Origin of the sequence: Bacillus proteolyticus, assembly GCF_001884065.1 — a bacterium.
In the GTDB taxonomy this organism is placed as follows: Bacteria; Bacillota; Bacilli; order Bacillales; family Bacillaceae_G; genus Bacillus_A; species Bacillus_A proteolyticus.
Map to the genome: position 1 here is coordinate 17,278 of NZ_MACH01000020.1, position 14,507 is coordinate 31,784.

A 14,507-nucleotide genomic window follows, 5' to 3' on the forward strand; every position below is an offset into this window, starting at 1 on the left:
GAGGAGAAAACTATGCAATTAACTACAGAAAAAAAGTCATTTTGGTTACAGGGAATTAGTATTGAAAAAAGAAATAAAGCATTAAAGTTAGTTCGTGATATAGCAGAGCAATTAAAGGATCCGATGTATGTAGAAAAAATTGTTATGGAGCCTGATAATATACCAAATGGAGGAACACTTCATCCATGGGACCCCATTACTTTATCCCATGGCTATCCAGGTACTATAATGTTATTTGCAGAATTAGATCGACAGTTTCCAAAAGAGGGATGGGATCTTATTGCACATAGTCACTTGGTAGAAATACAAAAGGCAATAGAAAAACAAGGTGTGAATAGTATTTCTATGTTTGGCGGTGTTTCTGGTATTGCATATGCGACATCATATGCTTCGCGTAACTATGAAAGATATCACATATTTTTGCAAAAGTTAAATGAATTTGTACTTTCGCAGTTACATCTTGTATTGAACTACGGGAAAGAAGAATGTGGTGTTCATCCATTTATGTACGATACAATCCAAGGTGCTACTGGAGTAGGGCGTTATTTGCTGCAAAATATTCAACTTGAATCAAATTTGGAAGCACTCAAACAAATTCTCAATTGTTTTGTTAGTATGTCTAATGACATTGAGGTGAATGGAGAAGTTCTACCTGGTTGGTACGTACCGTACACCAATCAGTTTTTGGAAACAGATAAGATACTATTTCCGGATGGGAATTTCAATTGCGGCCATGCTCATGGAATGCCTGGCCCACTTTCCTTGATGGCGTTGGCTATCGAACAAGGAATTGAAGTTCCTGGACAAAAGCAAGCGATTCGTAAAATGATAGATTGGCTAATAAAATGGCAAGATGAAGGTTCGTGGCCTGCGAGGCTTAGTTTTAAAGAAGTGGTCAATGACCAATCATACCACGTGTATCCGAAGCGAAAAGGCTGGTGCTATGGAAATCCAGGAGTAGCAAGAGCTCTCTATCTGGCTGGGAGATCCTTGAAGGATCAGAAGGCCATGAAAATTGCATTAAGTTCTTATCAAGATACACTTTTACAAAGTGAGGAAGAATGGGATTTATCGTCTCCAACATTTTGTCATGGAAGAGCGGGATTATTACAAATGTCTATTAGGATGGCAAAAGATGAAGACGGGGAAATATCGATGCAATCCATTACAAAATTAATAGATTATGTAATGGATGCATATGATCCTCAAGCACCATTTGGCTTTAAAGACTTACAATCCAATGAGCAGACTTCAAACGAGCTAAACAAGGTAGGACTATTGGAAGGTGTAAGTGGTGTACTTTTAACATTATTAAGTCTAAGCGCAGTAGAGGAACCATGGTGGGACGGAGTATTTCTAATTTCCTAATCAAGAATTGAGAGGATGTTACAGTATGAACCAAATGAATCAATTGCTTAATTCTAAGAAAATATTAGTAGGAGTAAGCGGCTCTATTGCAGTAGCTGGAATTTTTCAATATTTAGCTATATTGAAAGCGAATTTTAGTGAAGTAAAGGTTATCATGACAAAAAGTGCAATAAAACTTATCCCTGCAGAAACCGTGAAATTATATTGTAATGAGGTATTTATCGATGAGGAACTTACCCTAAGTGGTAAACCAGGTCATGTGGAATTGGCTAGATGGGCAGACTTACTAATGGTATTACCAGCTACAGGAAATACTATTTCAAAAGTAGCTCATGGTTTAGCTGATGATTTATTAAGTACAGTCATTCTTGCTCATGATAAACCAGTTCTCTTTTTTCCTAATATGAACAAATTAATGTGGGAGAAAAAAGTAGTTCAGAATAATGTTAAACTTTTAAAAGAATATGATCATATAGTGATTCCGCCTTTGAAAACAACAGCTTTTGAAATTGCGACTATGTCTTTGAAACCGAACTATGTTTTACCTAATAATCAAGAAGTATTGCATATACTCTTTAAGGAATTTGAGAAAAGAAAGTCAGTAACTGTACATGAAACGGTTGAAATGTACTAAAACTCACATTTTTGTGAGTTTTTTTCTTTTCTTTATTCTTTTCTTTATTTTTTTTCTTTTCTTTATTTTTTTTTAATATTTGTCTTCTATATTAGTCCATAAGGAGGGATTTTATATGAATAATGAAATAGTTTTAGAAGCAAATCACTTAACAAAAACTGTAGGTGGCAAGACAATAGTAAATGATTTTTCAACTAAAATATATAAAGGAGATATTTGTGGTTTTCTGGGGCCGAATGGGGCAGGAAAAACAACTGTTATGCGTATGTTTACAGGATTAATTCGCCCGACAAAAGGAGTCATAAAAATAAGTGGTCAAGATGTAAATCAAAATAGACAACAGGCTTTGATGAATATGGGCGCAATTATCGAATCACCAATATTCTTCCCATATATGACGGGTAGAAAAATGCTACAAAATTTAGCGAGATTATACCCTGCTCTTTCTCGAAAGGAACAATTGGAACAAGTAGAAGCAATACTATCTATTGTAAGGTTAACTGACGATGCAGATGTGAAAATTAAAAATTATTCATTAGGAATGAGACAGCGACTCGGGATTGCACAAGCTCTTCTAGGTGATCCAGATGTTATTTTATTAGATGAGCCAGCCAATGGTCTGGATCCTATGGGCATGAGAGAGCTAAGGGAATTAATTCTTGAACTTCGTGAAAAGAAAAATTTAACCTTTTTTATTTCAAGCCATTTACTAGATGAAATTCAGCAAATGTGTGACCGCCTTGTCATAATTAGAAATGGAAAGCTTATCACCCAAGGAAGGAAAGAAGAGTTAATTACAGATCCAACAAAAAGGTTGGAAGATGTGTTTGTGGAGATGATGACATCATGAGGGGGCTTTTTATTTCTGAATTTGAAAGGCTTTGGACGCAAAAAATAACTTGGATAATCTTGTTTTTCTTACCTTTAATGGTAGTTGCGTCAGTTAAATATTATCTAAACTGGAATCAACATACTTCTCCTGGAAGACCAGATTACGTTACTGCTTTAAATTTTCCTATAATAAGTATTTCTGAGCATCTTGTGGTTTCGTTTAATATTATTGCTATAATACTGATTTCTACTGTTATAGCGCATGAAGTAGAAAATGGACAATTAAGAATGATTTTGATTCGTCCATTTTCTACCTCACAACTTTTTGTAGCTAAGCTTGCTACTATATTAACTACCATGTTCCTATATTTAACTTTGTTTTGGATTTTTAATTCCATAGCAGGCTATTTATTCTTTCCAAAAGTAGATACATTAATAACATTTATAGATGAAACCAAGGTTTCTATTGCAGGGGCGATACTATATAACTTAAAGTATTTCTTTGCATGTTTCATTACTATGATTTGTATTGTTTCTGTATTTACATTAATAGGGGCGTTAAGTAGAAGTACGATGATTACTCTTGGATCAGGGGTGGCCTTTATTTTCTTTGCTATTGCAATTCCACAGATTTTAGAATTCTCTAGCCAAACGATAATTAGCGCTAATACTGTACTACATCTTATGTACATGTCAATCGTTAAAATTCAGCATACAGGTATAGCGTTTCTACTTTCATCAAGTAATAGTATAAATATTTACATTGTTATAGTGGAAGCGATTTATATTTTCCTATTTGGAGTGTTCGCATACTTGTCATTTGTGAAAAGAGATTATTTTATTTGAAAACTAGGAGGGAGTTCAATTGAAAGCATTAGTTATAAGTGAATGGGAACGACTATGGAATCAGAAAAAAAGTAAATGGATGTTGGGGATTTTTACTGTTATTGTTTTTCTTCAAGCTTGGTTTTTGAAGTACTATGGGGTTGGGATTTATAATGATGGGCAACAAGTGCCACTAAATTCTTGGAATTTTTCATGGTTTTTATTAAAGGAATCTTCTTTCTTAATTACTTTGATTTTCATGCCTGTATGTTTCTTGAATAGCTTAAATGTAGAATACAACTCAGGAGCATATCGTCTATTTTTAATTAGGCCTTTTCAACGATTCACCTTTCTTATGTCAAAATGGTTTTCTCTTTCTGTAATGGTATTACTCTACTTATTTGTTGTTCTTTTTATTGGCATAGTACTTGGGTTGGTGTTTTTTAAAGCAGATGATGCTTTTACTTTCTACGGTCAACAAAAGACCTCTATAGAAGCAATATTCTATACGGTACAAGTATATGGATTGTTTTTTGTTATTCAAATGTGTGGTTTAGCTATTGCTAGTTTAATAAGTATCATAATTTCAAATGCAGTTATTAGCTTTTTCCTTCTGATTGGAATTTACATCGGCTGCTTGTACATAAGTCAGTTATCGTTCTTTTTATTATCCGTTCAAAGTATCTTCCGTGCTCTCAGCACAGGAAGTAACACTTTATACGTCCTGATTCTAGGTATCATGATTATTAGTGTTAGCGTTTGTATAAGCATTTGGAATAAAAAAGAATTTACATGTTAATAAAAGGATAGAAGGGAGGTTTACCATGATTATGTTAGAAGCTAAAGGAATTGAGAAAGTTTATAAAACTAATTTCCAAGAATATCCAGTTTTAAATAATGTCAACTTAACTGTTCATGAAGGAGATTTTGTAGGGATTATGGGACCTTCAGGGAGTGGAAAGTCTACACTTTTAAATGTGCTTTCCTCTCTTGATTTTCCTTCAAATGGAGAAATTACAATTAAGGGACAGAATTTAACTAACATGAATAGTGATCAATTAAGCAATTATCGTCGTGAAAATATTGGTTTTATTTTTCAAAATTACAATTTGTTAGATCACTTAACAATTGAAGAAAATATTCTTCTACCCGCAGCTTTAAGAATGGGGAGCAAAAAGGGTGTTAGGGATAAACTCGAAACATTAGTGAATGAACTAAATATTGAACCGCTTTTGCCAAAGTATCCCTATGAAATCTCTGGGGGACAACAGCAAAGAGCTGCTATTATTCGTTCGTTAATTAACGATCCTTATCTGTTATTTGCTGATGAACCGACGGGAAATCTAGATTCAAAATCTGCTTATGATGTATTGAATATACTAAAAACATTGAATGAAACACATAAATCAACAATCTTAATGGTAACTCACGACTCTGTAGCTGCTAGTTTTTGCAACAGGGTCATATTTTTGAAAGATGGCAAGATTGTTCATGAGATGCAACGTTCCCATGAAGAAAAGCAATTCAGTTTCAATCAACGTATACTACTCTATATATCTAAAGAAGTGGGGGAGAATGATGTCAATATTTTCACTCGCACTTAAAAATATAACTCGCAATCTTTCACTGTATATAGTGTATCTTGTAAGTTGTATTCTATCAGTTACGATTTTTTATATGTACGCAGCATTTCTTTCATATCCAAAAGTTTCTGGAATAGAGCAACTGTTAATTGCGTGTGAATTCATCATCTTGCTATTTTCATGCTTTTTCATTTCATATTCTTATGACCATTTTCTTACTGAACGGAAAAAGGAAATTGGTATTTGGAAAACATTCGGAGCTTCAAAAAAACAATTATTTATTATCATAGTTTTAGAAAATTCGATAATTGGAGCAATTTCTATCTTAATTGGGATTATGATTGGTATAGTACTATCCAAAAGCTTTTTTGATTTCATCGGGAAATCGCTCTTCTTAAGCGAGTCATTTTCCTATTTCTTCTCTCCAATTGCTACTTTTTTTACAGTTATTTTGTTTGGAGTTCTGTTCTTTTTTGTTTCATTGCGTAGTTATTATAAAATCGGACGCATTTCTGTTTTGGAATTATTTCAAGAGACAAGAAAACCAAAGGATTTACCTAGGTTTTCAAAGAAGAAATTCATTATTTCCCTGTTAATTTTGGTTATTTCTTATGTTTTTATCCTTAATGCATCTTTACCCGTACTATTATTCTCTTTTCTACCTGTAGCTACTCTTTTATTATTAGGAACGTACCTTTTTTGTTCGCACGGATTAGTAGGGACTGTATCCTATTTAATCAATAAAGAAAAAAAGCATTTAAATGGCATTCGAATGCTAATATTTATAAGTCTAAGGAAAAAACTTTATTATAATGCTAAAATTATCTTCCTTGTTTCAATACTCTTATCAATGATAATGATATTAATCAGCTCCATATATTTATATTCAGAGTTGAATGATCAAAGAATGCGAAATAGCCACCCACAGCCAGCTATATTTATTGTTGATAAAAAACAAGAGAATACACTAGAATCTGCTTTAGAGAAAAACTTCAAAGGAGAGGTTGAGGGATTTCATAAGAAAAAATGGGAAGGTATATTACTGAATTCATCAAAGGGAGAAGGTAAAACCTTTATACTACAAACAGATTCATTCTTTATAAAGGACTGGACAGAAACAAAAAAAGATAACCTGTTATTTAGTAAAAAAAATGAGAATATCGATAAGTTGTATATCCAAACAAATAACGGTAATACAAAATTGATAGTAAAAAATATGGTCGAAAAACAGGCGATTAACTCGGTATCTTGGATAGATAATGTAGCTTTTGTACCAGCAGATACTTTTAATGAATTAGAGAAGGGATCATTACCTACTCAACATGTTTCATTTTACACATTAGATTTCAAGGAAAATAATAAGGGTTATAGTGCACTAAAAAAATTATTTGAGACACTCCCTTTAGAGATAAAGGAACAGTCCAGTGTTCGTCTTCTACATTATGAAAATACAGTTCAATTAACTTCAGTTTTATGGATAATAGCATTATTTATCGGTTTTATCTTGTTAATTGCTTTATCCAGTCTTCTTTGGTTTAAGTTATATGAAGATATATCTAATGATAGAAAAATATTTCACTCTTTAAGAAAAATTGGTTTGAATTTCAATGAAATAAAAAAAACATTAAGGGTTCAAATTGCTATAATTTTCTTTGTACCAATTATTCTGGGGGGGGTAAATCTGTTTATAGCAATCTATGCCTTGCAAAATATATTGGGAGGAATTAAAATTTACTCAATAATATTAATATTTTTTATTTTCTTAGTCTTCCAATTGATATTTTTCTTCATTTCAAACCACTATTACTATAAAAAAGTTGTTCATGAAAAGAATATTAATTAACAAGAAAATATATTTTACAAAATAATAAGATTTTTAATCTAAATTAGAAAGGAGTGTTTTTTTATGAATGGAACGATTCTTGTTGTAGATGATGAGTCAGAAATTGTAGATGTACTCTCTGATATATTCTCTGATCGTGATTATAAAGTTCTCAAGGCCTACAATGGAGAACAAGCGCTAGATCATTTAAAAACACAAGTTGATTTAGTCATTTTAGATATTATGATGCCTAAAATGGACGGTTTTGAATTTTGTAAGGTCGTTCGTGAACAAATAAAATGCCCGATTCTATTTTTGAGTGCTAAACATTCAGAAATAGATAAAGTAAAAGGCTTTACTTTTGGTGGAGATGACTATATTACAAAACCATTCCAAGTTAAGGAGCTAATTGCACGTGTTGAGGCCCACTTGAGGCGTGAGAAAAGAGAACGTGTAAACTTGCAAAATCAACGTTTCTTAGGAAACTTGACCATTAACTATTCACAGCATGATGTTTTCATTGATGGAGTAAAAATAGATGTAACGAGTAAAGAGTTTAAAATATTAGAGCTTTTAACGGTAAATCTAGGGCAAATCTTTTCTAAGGAACAAATTTATGAAAAAATTTGGGGGCTGGATGCAGTTGGGGATCTCAATACAATAATAGTACATATTAATAACTTAAGAGCTAAGTTAAGTTTAGGTATGTCAACTTACCATATTAAAACCGTATGGGGAGTTGGCTATAAGTTGGAGAAATGTTAATGTTAAAAAAATTATCGTTGAAAAACCAATTTATTCTAACATTTGCAGCTGTAATATTTTTAAGTATTGTCAGTACGGTTTGTACGTTAATTTTAATATACTCTTTTCTTTTTATTTATAATGAAAAATCTGTTTTACCTGCCAACCATTATGAAAAACAAGTGCCTAGTATTGAAAAATTTGTAGAAATGAATGGGGATAAAATAGTAGATTTATCCTATCAAAAAAAACTAGAGAAAGTGATTCCAATGCAAGGAATTACTTATCAAGTTATGAATACGAATGGAAATAGATTATATGGTACATTGAGCGATGAATTATTGAAAAATGATAAAGAAGTGTATCATAAAATAAATACATCTACTCAAAATGGTAAACTAATTACAAAATACATTCCAATTATAAGTCATGGTAAGCTAGTTGGTGTGCTTGCTGCACGATACATATTAGCTGCATCTATTGATTATTACATAGAATATGTATTTATTATTGCTTTTCTTGTTCCTTTTATATTTTTAACGCTTTATTCTTATTTATTAGCTAAGCGTTTAGGAAAACAGTTGAATAAACCTATCAAAGAGGTAATAATGGCCTCACAAAAAATTAAAAACAAGGATTTAGACTTTGAAATAAAATATGAAAGTGAAAATGAAATAGGTATATTAATTGATTCTTTCAATAGTATGAAGGAAGAATTAAAAAATTCATTGTATGTTCAATGGAAATTAGAACAGGAACGTCGGGATATAGTTGCTTCCATTGCACATGATTTGCGAACACCGTTAACTATTATTTTGTCTCATGTAGAAGTATTAATGGAACCCATGCCAAATAATCAAAAACGGATTCATCACTACTTGCAAACAATTAAGAATAATACAGAAAGAGTATTGCATTTAACAGAAGAAATGAGGAGAGTCTCTGAAGTGGACAACCCTGATTTCACTCTTATGATTTGCAATATAGCTCCAGCTGAAATGATTCCAGAAATGCTTGAAGAGTTTAAGGAATTGGCAGAAAATGAAGATATACAATTAACCTATACTTTACTTATTAAATCAGAAGAAAAAAATCTTAAGTTTGCACTTGATCCGAATCGTTTGCATCAAATTCTTACGAATATTATTTCTAATAGCATTCGTTTTACTCCAAAAAAAGGAAGAATTGATGTGCAAGTGGAGATAGAAGAAGACGTTATGTCTTTTTCTATCTCGGATTCTGGGGTTGGATTTAATACAAAAGATATTCCGTTTTTATTTAGCAAATTCTACCAGGGTGACCTTTCAAGGTCAAATCAACTACATCATGGACTTGGTTTGTATATCGTGGAAAAATTGGTTAAAAAACACGGTGGAGAAATTCATGCTGAAAATAATGAGATTCAAGGGGCATGCATTTCATTCACGATACATTCTCTTTTTAGTAACGAAAAAAGGAACTATGAATTGTCATAGTTCCTTTTCACTATTTAATAGCATTATATACGTCCAGCTGTCCGTTCCCCCAAGAGGCTTTATCAGGTGCTATATCTTTCTTTATTCCGTTTTTGTAAAGGTGTGAAATTGATCTTTTCGGTTGATTTTTAAAATTATAGTGATTGATAATTAGAGCTAGTGTAGCGGATACTTTCGGAACTGCCATTGATGTACCAGCGGCAAATAAGTATCTTCCAGTATTAAAAGTTGTCAGTACTTCCTCTTGTCGGAAAAGACCAGTATTCCACCATACTTCTTCGCCATATTGTTGCCATAAACGATAATCTCCTCCTGGAGCAGATATGTCAATGACCCCTTCTCCGTAATTAGAGAATACAGAACGTTGTCCGGTTGGACCAGTTGATGACACTGTTACTACACCTGGTAATTCCCCAGGTGCTTCTATTCCTACACCAGTAAATATTTTCCCCTCTTTTTCATATTTTTGTTTAAGAAAGTTATTTAGCTCCTGTTTATTAGCCACGTTTACAGAATCATTTCCTGCAGAAGCTACTACTACACTACCATGCTGATTGGCATATTCTATAGCACGTTTGTAACCTTCTACTTCTGCCCATCCATTGTCTACAAGTTTTCCATTTTCATAGACTTTTCCATTTACATAATAGGAACCAAGACTAAGGTTGATAACATCTACATCATCCTTAGCTGCTTCGATGATGGCATTAATGACCCAGGCTGCATCAGCTGATTTATTTCCAAATACACGATATGCTCTGATTCCCGTATCAGGAGCAACGCCTTTTAATTCCCCATTTGCAGCAATAGATCCTGAAACGAGAGTTCCATGGCCATTGATATCATTTATATTATTAATATCACCTATCTCTTCAGGTTCAGTACCTCTCAATCCTCCCTTTGGAACGAAGTTTTTAGATCCAGGAATAAGGTTTTTTACTAAGTCAGGATGATCCACATCGACTCCTGAATCAATAATTCCAACAACCACATTATGAGAGCCAGTTTCTTTTTTATAACTTTCTCCATTATGAGTAATTTCCTTCATGTCCCATTGCATATCCCATAAGGGAGGTAGGTTTGTATCTAATGTTTTTGTTGAAAGAGTTGATAAATTAGGCATTTTTATGGAATGAGGAACCTCTGGTTTTTCGACTTGCAAAGAAGGATTAACTGATTCAAATAATGGAGATTGATTTTTAGAAATTTGTGTATCTCCTTTGAATTGAATGAGTCCTATCTCCGGGACAGTATAAGTAATTTCTCCATTCTCCTTTTTTATCTCAGTGATGCCTTGCTCAAATTTTGATGGGTCTTTTAATAAAACGGTGTAATATTGCTTAGGTTTTTCCTGAGCATGTCCTACATTAGAAAGTAAAAAACACGTTAACGCGGTTGAAATGACAGTGATTGCTTGTTTTTTCATAATTATCCCCTTACTTTTATAAATTGGAGTTGGAATTTGAAGATGAACCGCAGAACAAGGCCCTATTGCCCACTTTATAATTCCACTTAGATCCTATAAATAAGGTAACAAATCATTCAGAATTTCAAATCTGTATATACCGTACATATAAGTGGTATTTAGCGCAATATTACTTTCTTTGGAGTTACTTTAAAAACAGAAGCATAATTCTTTTGGTGGAGAAGCCATCAATTTTTTTGTTCTAATGAGTGAATGAAATTAAAAAAGCATCCTAAAGTAAATAGGGGGTATCTGTATTTAGGTCTTTATTCAGTAGAAAACTTATTATTTTTGTATTTGAAGGTTATAAATATGTATAGCAATAGCAATAAAAATGAGATGTGAATTTAAATATTTAGGAGAGTGTATGATGGGATATTTAAGAGTTTTCACCTTAAGGGATGGTCGTGAAAAAGCAATAATAGTAGAGCCATGGCGTTTATTTAAAGAAGAAATGAATGTTTTAGGAATCAAAGATTCGGATGCGTTCTAAATTCATCTAATCGAGTATAAAAAAGAAAAGCAATTTACTAGACAGAATATGAGACAGAAATGAATCGTGTTATGTATAAATATCATAATTACGCACATGTTATATACGAATAAAATGGCGGTGTAATTATGAATATTCAAAGACACGAAAATAATAATAATGAAATTCATATTTCCGCTGTTGCGAGTGCAATCGAGCAGATGAAATGTGAATTTGCTCGTGAACTAGGGATTACACTTGGTCCAGAAACATCTGCTAAATCTAGCTATGTATCCTTTAGTGATTTTAAGCTCGCTTTTTTACCTCGTATAAACTCAATTAATTTAATTAAATCCTGTGTGTTACGAGTGATCCGAGTTAAGTTTGTAACATAAATAATGTCACATTCCTGTAAATCTTCTAACATTTTTTGAAGTTGCTCGCGATCCTTTGTTGCTCCAGAAACTTTTTCTTCAAAAATAATATCCATTCCAATTTCGTTCAGTTGCTGAAATTGCCTTGAAGGGTTCTGGCTAGTCGAACTGACATGTATATAACCGATTTTCCGCAAAACATCACCCCCTTTTTTGAGATTAAGTCTTATGAGACGCTCTTAACTAAGATTTTATAAGTCTACTATCCTTATTATTAAATCTCTATAAATTTAAATTAGCCTATCTTTATTAATTCATTATGTATCAGCATTTGGATTTTTTATAAAGAAAAGGCACTATCCTCAGAGTGCCTCTTCCTACTTAATCTACAATGGGATAGCAACACATCGCCATCCATTCTGTATATTTCTACAAAAAGAATAACGTTCTCTGTGAAGTATGGATATAAATTTATCTTAGGTTGATAGTGATGTATGATGCCTCCATTTACATAAATACATTTTGTCGAAATTATTAAAGAGGGGAATTTTTCTATTTGAAGAACTAATAATTGATTGTCAATATGTATTAGAAATCTCACTCTAAACTAAAGGAGAACAAAATGGGACAAAACAATAAAGGCTTTTCTGAAACTGGATTGCGCAAAATGCGCAATATACTGGCGCAGCATGTCGATTCTGGAAAGATTCCTGGGCTCGTCGCCTTAGTCAGCCGAAACGGCGAGACGCACGTCGAAGCGCTTGGAACAATGAGGCATGATGGTGGCGCACCAATGCGTCGGGACACGATCTTTCGATTGGCGTCCACTAGTAAGCCGATCGCAGTTTCACCAGTAATGGTTCTGCTCGACGAGTGCAAACTGCATTTAGACGACCCAGTAGACAAATGGCTGCCCGAACTCGCTGACCGGCAGGTGTTGAAACAGCCCGATGGTCCACTGGAAGAGACCGTCCCAGCACGGCGTCCTATCACTGTACGAGACCTGTTGACCTCCACATTCGGGCTCGGAGTGGATCTCACGTTGATGGGTTCTCCGATCATGAACGCGTTCTTCGAGAGTGGGATATTCGACACGCCAGGGCAGGATATGCCCGATCCAGATGAGTTTATGTGTCGCCTAGGTGCACTTCCGCTAAGCTACCATCCCGGAGAGCGGTGGCAGTATCATATCAGTATTGAAGTGCTCGGCATTCTTGTTGCCAGGGTCACGGGTCAGACATTTGAGTCGTTCCTGCGCGAACGCATATTCGATCCACTGGGAATGAAGGACACTGGTTTCTACGTGCCTGAGCTCAAGATTGACCGGCTTCCACCTGCCTTCAACCCCGATCAGACAGGTGAGTTCATCGTGTGGGATGAGGGTGCAGGCGGACGTTACAGCAAACCTCCAGCATTTCAAGCAGGCGGTGGTGGGCTGCTCGCAACCATCGATGATTATCACGCGTATTTGCAGATGCTGTTGAATAAAGGGATGCATGGAACCAAACGGATTCTGTCTAGGCCCGCAGTCCAGCTGATGACCACCAACCGTCTTACTCCTGAACAACAAGTATACCGAGACGATTTGGCCAAAAACAACGTCCATTTGTCGTTTGGACAAGGGATACAAGGTGGCTGGGGCTTTGGGATGGCGGTGCGTACCTATCTTGGAGACTACGCGTCTATCGGTCAATTCGGCTGGGATGGCGGAACTGGCACTACAGCTTACGCTGATCCAGACAAACAGTTTATTGGAATTCTGTTCACCCAGGTTGGGATGTCCACTCCGGCCCCATCGCATCTTATCCAAGACTTCTGGACCACGGTCTACCAAGCAATCGAAGACTGAAACCGAACTTAGGTATTGTTTAAAGGAAAACTCCAAGACAATTATACGCATGATGGCCACCATCAACACCATGGTTAAAAGCTATGGTAGGACGGGAAGTGTTGGAAGTACTACGAGAACAGTTTGGCATTATTAATAAGAGCCAAATAAAAAATCCTCTTGGATGCAAGAGGATTTTTTTTATTGGGAATAGTAAGGATGAGGGGAGGTGCATTACATATGGGAAAAGGTAGAAGTAATAATGCTGGTAAAAAGCAACCTAATTTCGATGATTCATCTAATTTCGCTAAACAAAGCCAACCGACAGAAAAGAAGAAGAAATAAGAAAAGGATCTCTCTTTATCAAGAGAGATCCTTTTTTAAATATATTGACGTTTCAGCACAACATATCGATTGCTCAACCAAATAGTCATAAATGCAAGGCCAAAACTCCTGTGAATGGAAGCCAATTTAATATTATTTTCCTGCTGTTTCTAATGGGTGGAATGATTGCTCAAATTGTAGCCTTGAGGAACCCTCAGAGAGTTCTAAGTATAACTTTGATTGCATCAAGTATTTTTGGCTCTGAAGACAACAAACGGAATTTGCCACCGATCGATGAGAAGATACTCACTTACCATGCTAATGGGGCCAAACTAAATTGGTCGGATGAAGAATCTGTTGCAAATTACCTGGTTACAGGATCAGTGTTACTCTGTGGTTCAAAGCATAAGTTCGACGAGAAGAGGGCTTATAAGCAGGTAGAAAAAGAAATAAAACGAGCAAATAACCTACTCAGTATGTTTAATTACTCACTTCTTAAAGGCGATGATTCTTATGAGGGGAAATTAAAAGAAATTAATATACCTACTTTGGTTATCCACGGTACAGAAGATATAGTGCTTCCATACGAGCATGGTCTTGCTCTTGTTAATGAAATTCCCCATGCTGTATTACTAACTCTAGAAGGATCGGGGCACGAGATTCATTGCGACGATTTGGTTCATATAATCAGTGCTATTTCGAACCATACTTCACTCTTATAATCATTATAGGAATCGCATAAAAACAAAAACACTTGGAAAA

General features: G+C 34.5%; 12 protein-coding genes and 3 pseudogenes. 13 read left to right on the forward strand and 2 right to left on the reverse strand.

The window, feature by feature from the left end:
- Positions 1 to 12: 12 nt before the first annotated feature.
- The 9 genes from BAQ49_RS03255 (at position 13) to BAQ49_RS03295 (ending at position 9,282) form a co-directional block, all read left to right on the forward strand.
- Positions 13 to 1,368, forward strand: coding sequence for a lanthionine synthetase C family protein (locus tag BAQ49_RS03255; RefSeq protein WP_071744172.1), 1,356 nt, complete (start codon positions 13 to 15; stop codon positions 1,366 to 1,368).
- A 25-nt stretch (positions 1,369 to 1,393) separates the two neighbouring features.
- A complete protein-coding gene (locus tag BAQ49_RS03260) occupies positions 1,394 to 2,002 on the forward strand; it encodes a flavoprotein (RefSeq protein ID WP_001072911.1) in 609 nt (202 codons plus the stop codon).
- A gap of 115 nt (positions 2,003 to 2,117) precedes the next feature.
- Positions 2,118 to 2,852, forward strand: coding sequence for an ABC transporter ATP-binding protein (locus tag BAQ49_RS03265; protein ID WP_001058380.1), 735 nt, complete (start codon positions 2,118 to 2,120; stop codon positions 2,850 to 2,852).
- Positions 2,849 to 3,679 (forward strand): DUF2705 family protein, encoded by an 831-nt coding sequence (locus BAQ49_RS03270; protein ID WP_001214556.1) that lies wholly within the window; start codon positions 2,849 to 2,851, stop codon positions 3,677 to 3,679. Before BAQ49_RS03265 ends, BAQ49_RS03270 begins: the two co-directional genes overlap by 4 nt.
- A gap of 19 nt (positions 3,680 to 3,698) precedes the next feature.
- The gene (locus tag BAQ49_RS03275) at positions 3,699 to 4,457 is read left to right on the forward strand and encodes an ABC transporter permease (RefSeq protein WP_071744173.1); all 759 of its coding nucleotides are present in this window, start codon (positions 3,699 to 3,701) and stop codon (positions 4,455 to 4,457) included.
- A 25-nt stretch (positions 4,458 to 4,482) separates the two neighbouring features.
- Entirely contained in the window at positions 4,483 to 5,262 is a 780-nt protein-coding gene (locus BAQ49_RS03280; RefSeq protein ID WP_002128192.1) for an ABC transporter ATP-binding protein, read from the forward strand.
- Complete coding sequence (locus BAQ49_RS03285; RefSeq protein ID WP_071744174.1) at positions 5,237 to 7,084, forward strand: FtsX-like permease family protein; 1,848 nt, start codon at positions 5,237 to 5,239, stop codon at positions 7,082 to 7,084. Before BAQ49_RS03280 ends, BAQ49_RS03285 begins: the two co-directional genes overlap by 26 nt.
- 63 nt (positions 7,085 to 7,147) lie before the next feature.
- Positions 7,148 to 7,828, forward strand: coding sequence for a response regulator transcription factor (locus BAQ49_RS03290; protein WP_071744175.1), 681 nt, complete (start codon positions 7,148 to 7,150; stop codon positions 7,826 to 7,828).
- Positions 7,828 to 9,282, forward strand: a complete 1,455-nt coding sequence (locus tag BAQ49_RS03295; RefSeq protein ID WP_071744176.1) for a sensor histidine kinase — start codon at positions 7,828 to 7,830, stop codon at positions 9,280 to 9,282. Before BAQ49_RS03290 ends, BAQ49_RS03295 begins: the two co-directional genes overlap by 1 nt.
- A gap of 10 nt (positions 9,283 to 9,292) precedes the next feature.
- Here BAQ49_RS03295 and BAQ49_RS03300 read toward each other — a convergent pair whose 3' ends face one another.
- A complete protein-coding gene (locus BAQ49_RS03300; protein WP_071744177.1) occupies positions 9,293 to 10,708 on the reverse strand; it encodes a S8 family peptidase in 1,416 nt (471 codons plus the stop codon).
- A gap of 409 nt (positions 10,709 to 11,117) precedes the next feature.
- Between BAQ49_RS03300 and BAQ49_RS33850 the strand changes: the two genes are divergently transcribed.
- The gene (locus BAQ49_RS33850) at positions 11,118 to 11,240 is read left to right on the forward strand and encodes a hypothetical protein (RefSeq protein ID WP_000541014.1); all 123 of its coding nucleotides are present in this window, start codon (positions 11,118 to 11,120) and stop codon (positions 11,238 to 11,240) included.
- Positions 11,241 to 11,368: 128 nt separating this feature from the next.
- Positions 11,369 to 11,506, forward strand: a pseudogene (locus tag BAQ49_RS03305) (small, acid-soluble spore protein, alpha/beta type); the annotation flags it as partial.
- Between the two features lie 2 nt (positions 11,507 to 11,508).
- Here the strand turns inward: BAQ49_RS03305 and BAQ49_RS03310 are convergent.
- A pseudogene (locus BAQ49_RS03310) lies at positions 11,509 to 11,790 on the reverse strand (recombinase family protein); the annotation flags it as partial.
- Between the two features lie 425 nt (positions 11,791 to 12,215).
- Between BAQ49_RS03310 and BAQ49_RS03315 the strand changes: the two are divergent.
- Positions 12,216 to 13,442 (forward strand): serine hydrolase domain-containing protein, encoded by a 1,227-nt coding sequence (locus BAQ49_RS03315; RefSeq protein WP_071744179.1) that lies wholly within the window; start codon positions 12,216 to 12,218, stop codon positions 13,440 to 13,442.
- Positions 13,443 to 13,918: 476 nt separating this feature from the next.
- A pseudogene (locus tag BAQ49_RS03320) lies at positions 13,919 to 14,467 on the forward strand (alpha/beta fold hydrolase); the annotation flags it as partial.
- Positions 14,468 to 14,507 lie beyond the last annotated feature (40 nt).

Excerpts from the sequence above, each read along its gene's own strand:
- BAQ49_RS03255 (WP_071744172.1), top strand. The coding sequence starts at position 13 with ATGCAATTAACTACAGAAAAAAAGTCATTTTGGTTACAGGGAATTAGT.
- BAQ49_RS03260 (WP_001072911.1), top strand. The coding sequence starts at position 1,394 with ATGAACCAAATGAATCAATTGCTTAATTCTAAGAAAATATTAGTAGGA.
- BAQ49_RS03265 (WP_001058380.1), top strand. The coding sequence starts at position 2,118 with ATGAATAATGAAATAGTTTTAGAAGCAAATCACTTAACAAAAACTGTA.
- BAQ49_RS03270 (WP_001214556.1), top strand. The coding sequence starts at position 2,849 with ATGAGGGGGCTTTTTATTTCTGAATTTGAAAGGCTTTGGACGCAAAAA.
- BAQ49_RS03280 (WP_002128192.1), top strand. The coding sequence starts at position 4,483 with ATGATTATGTTAGAAGCTAAAGGAATTGAGAAAGTTTATAAAACTAAT.
- BAQ49_RS03285 (WP_071744174.1), top strand. The coding sequence starts at position 5,237 with ATGTCAATATTTTCACTCGCACTTAAAAATATAACTCGCAATCTTTCA.
- BAQ49_RS03290 (WP_071744175.1), top strand. The coding sequence starts at position 7,148 with ATGAATGGAACGATTCTTGTTGTAGATGATGAGTCAGAAATTGTAGAT.
- BAQ49_RS03295 (WP_071744176.1), top strand. The coding sequence starts at position 7,828 with ATGTTAAAAAAATTATCGTTGAAAAACCAATTTATTCTAACATTTGCA.
- BAQ49_RS03300 (WP_071744177.1), bottom strand. The coding sequence starts at position 10,708 with ATGAAAAAACAAGCAATCACTGTCATTTCAACCGCGTTAACGTGTTTT.
- BAQ49_RS33850 (WP_000541014.1), top strand. The coding sequence starts at position 11,118 with ATGGGATATTTAAGAGTTTTCACCTTAAGGGATGGTCGTGAAAAAGCA.
- BAQ49_RS03315 (WP_071744179.1), top strand. The coding sequence starts at position 12,216 with ATGGGACAAAACAATAAAGGCTTTTCTGAAACTGGATTGCGCAAAATG.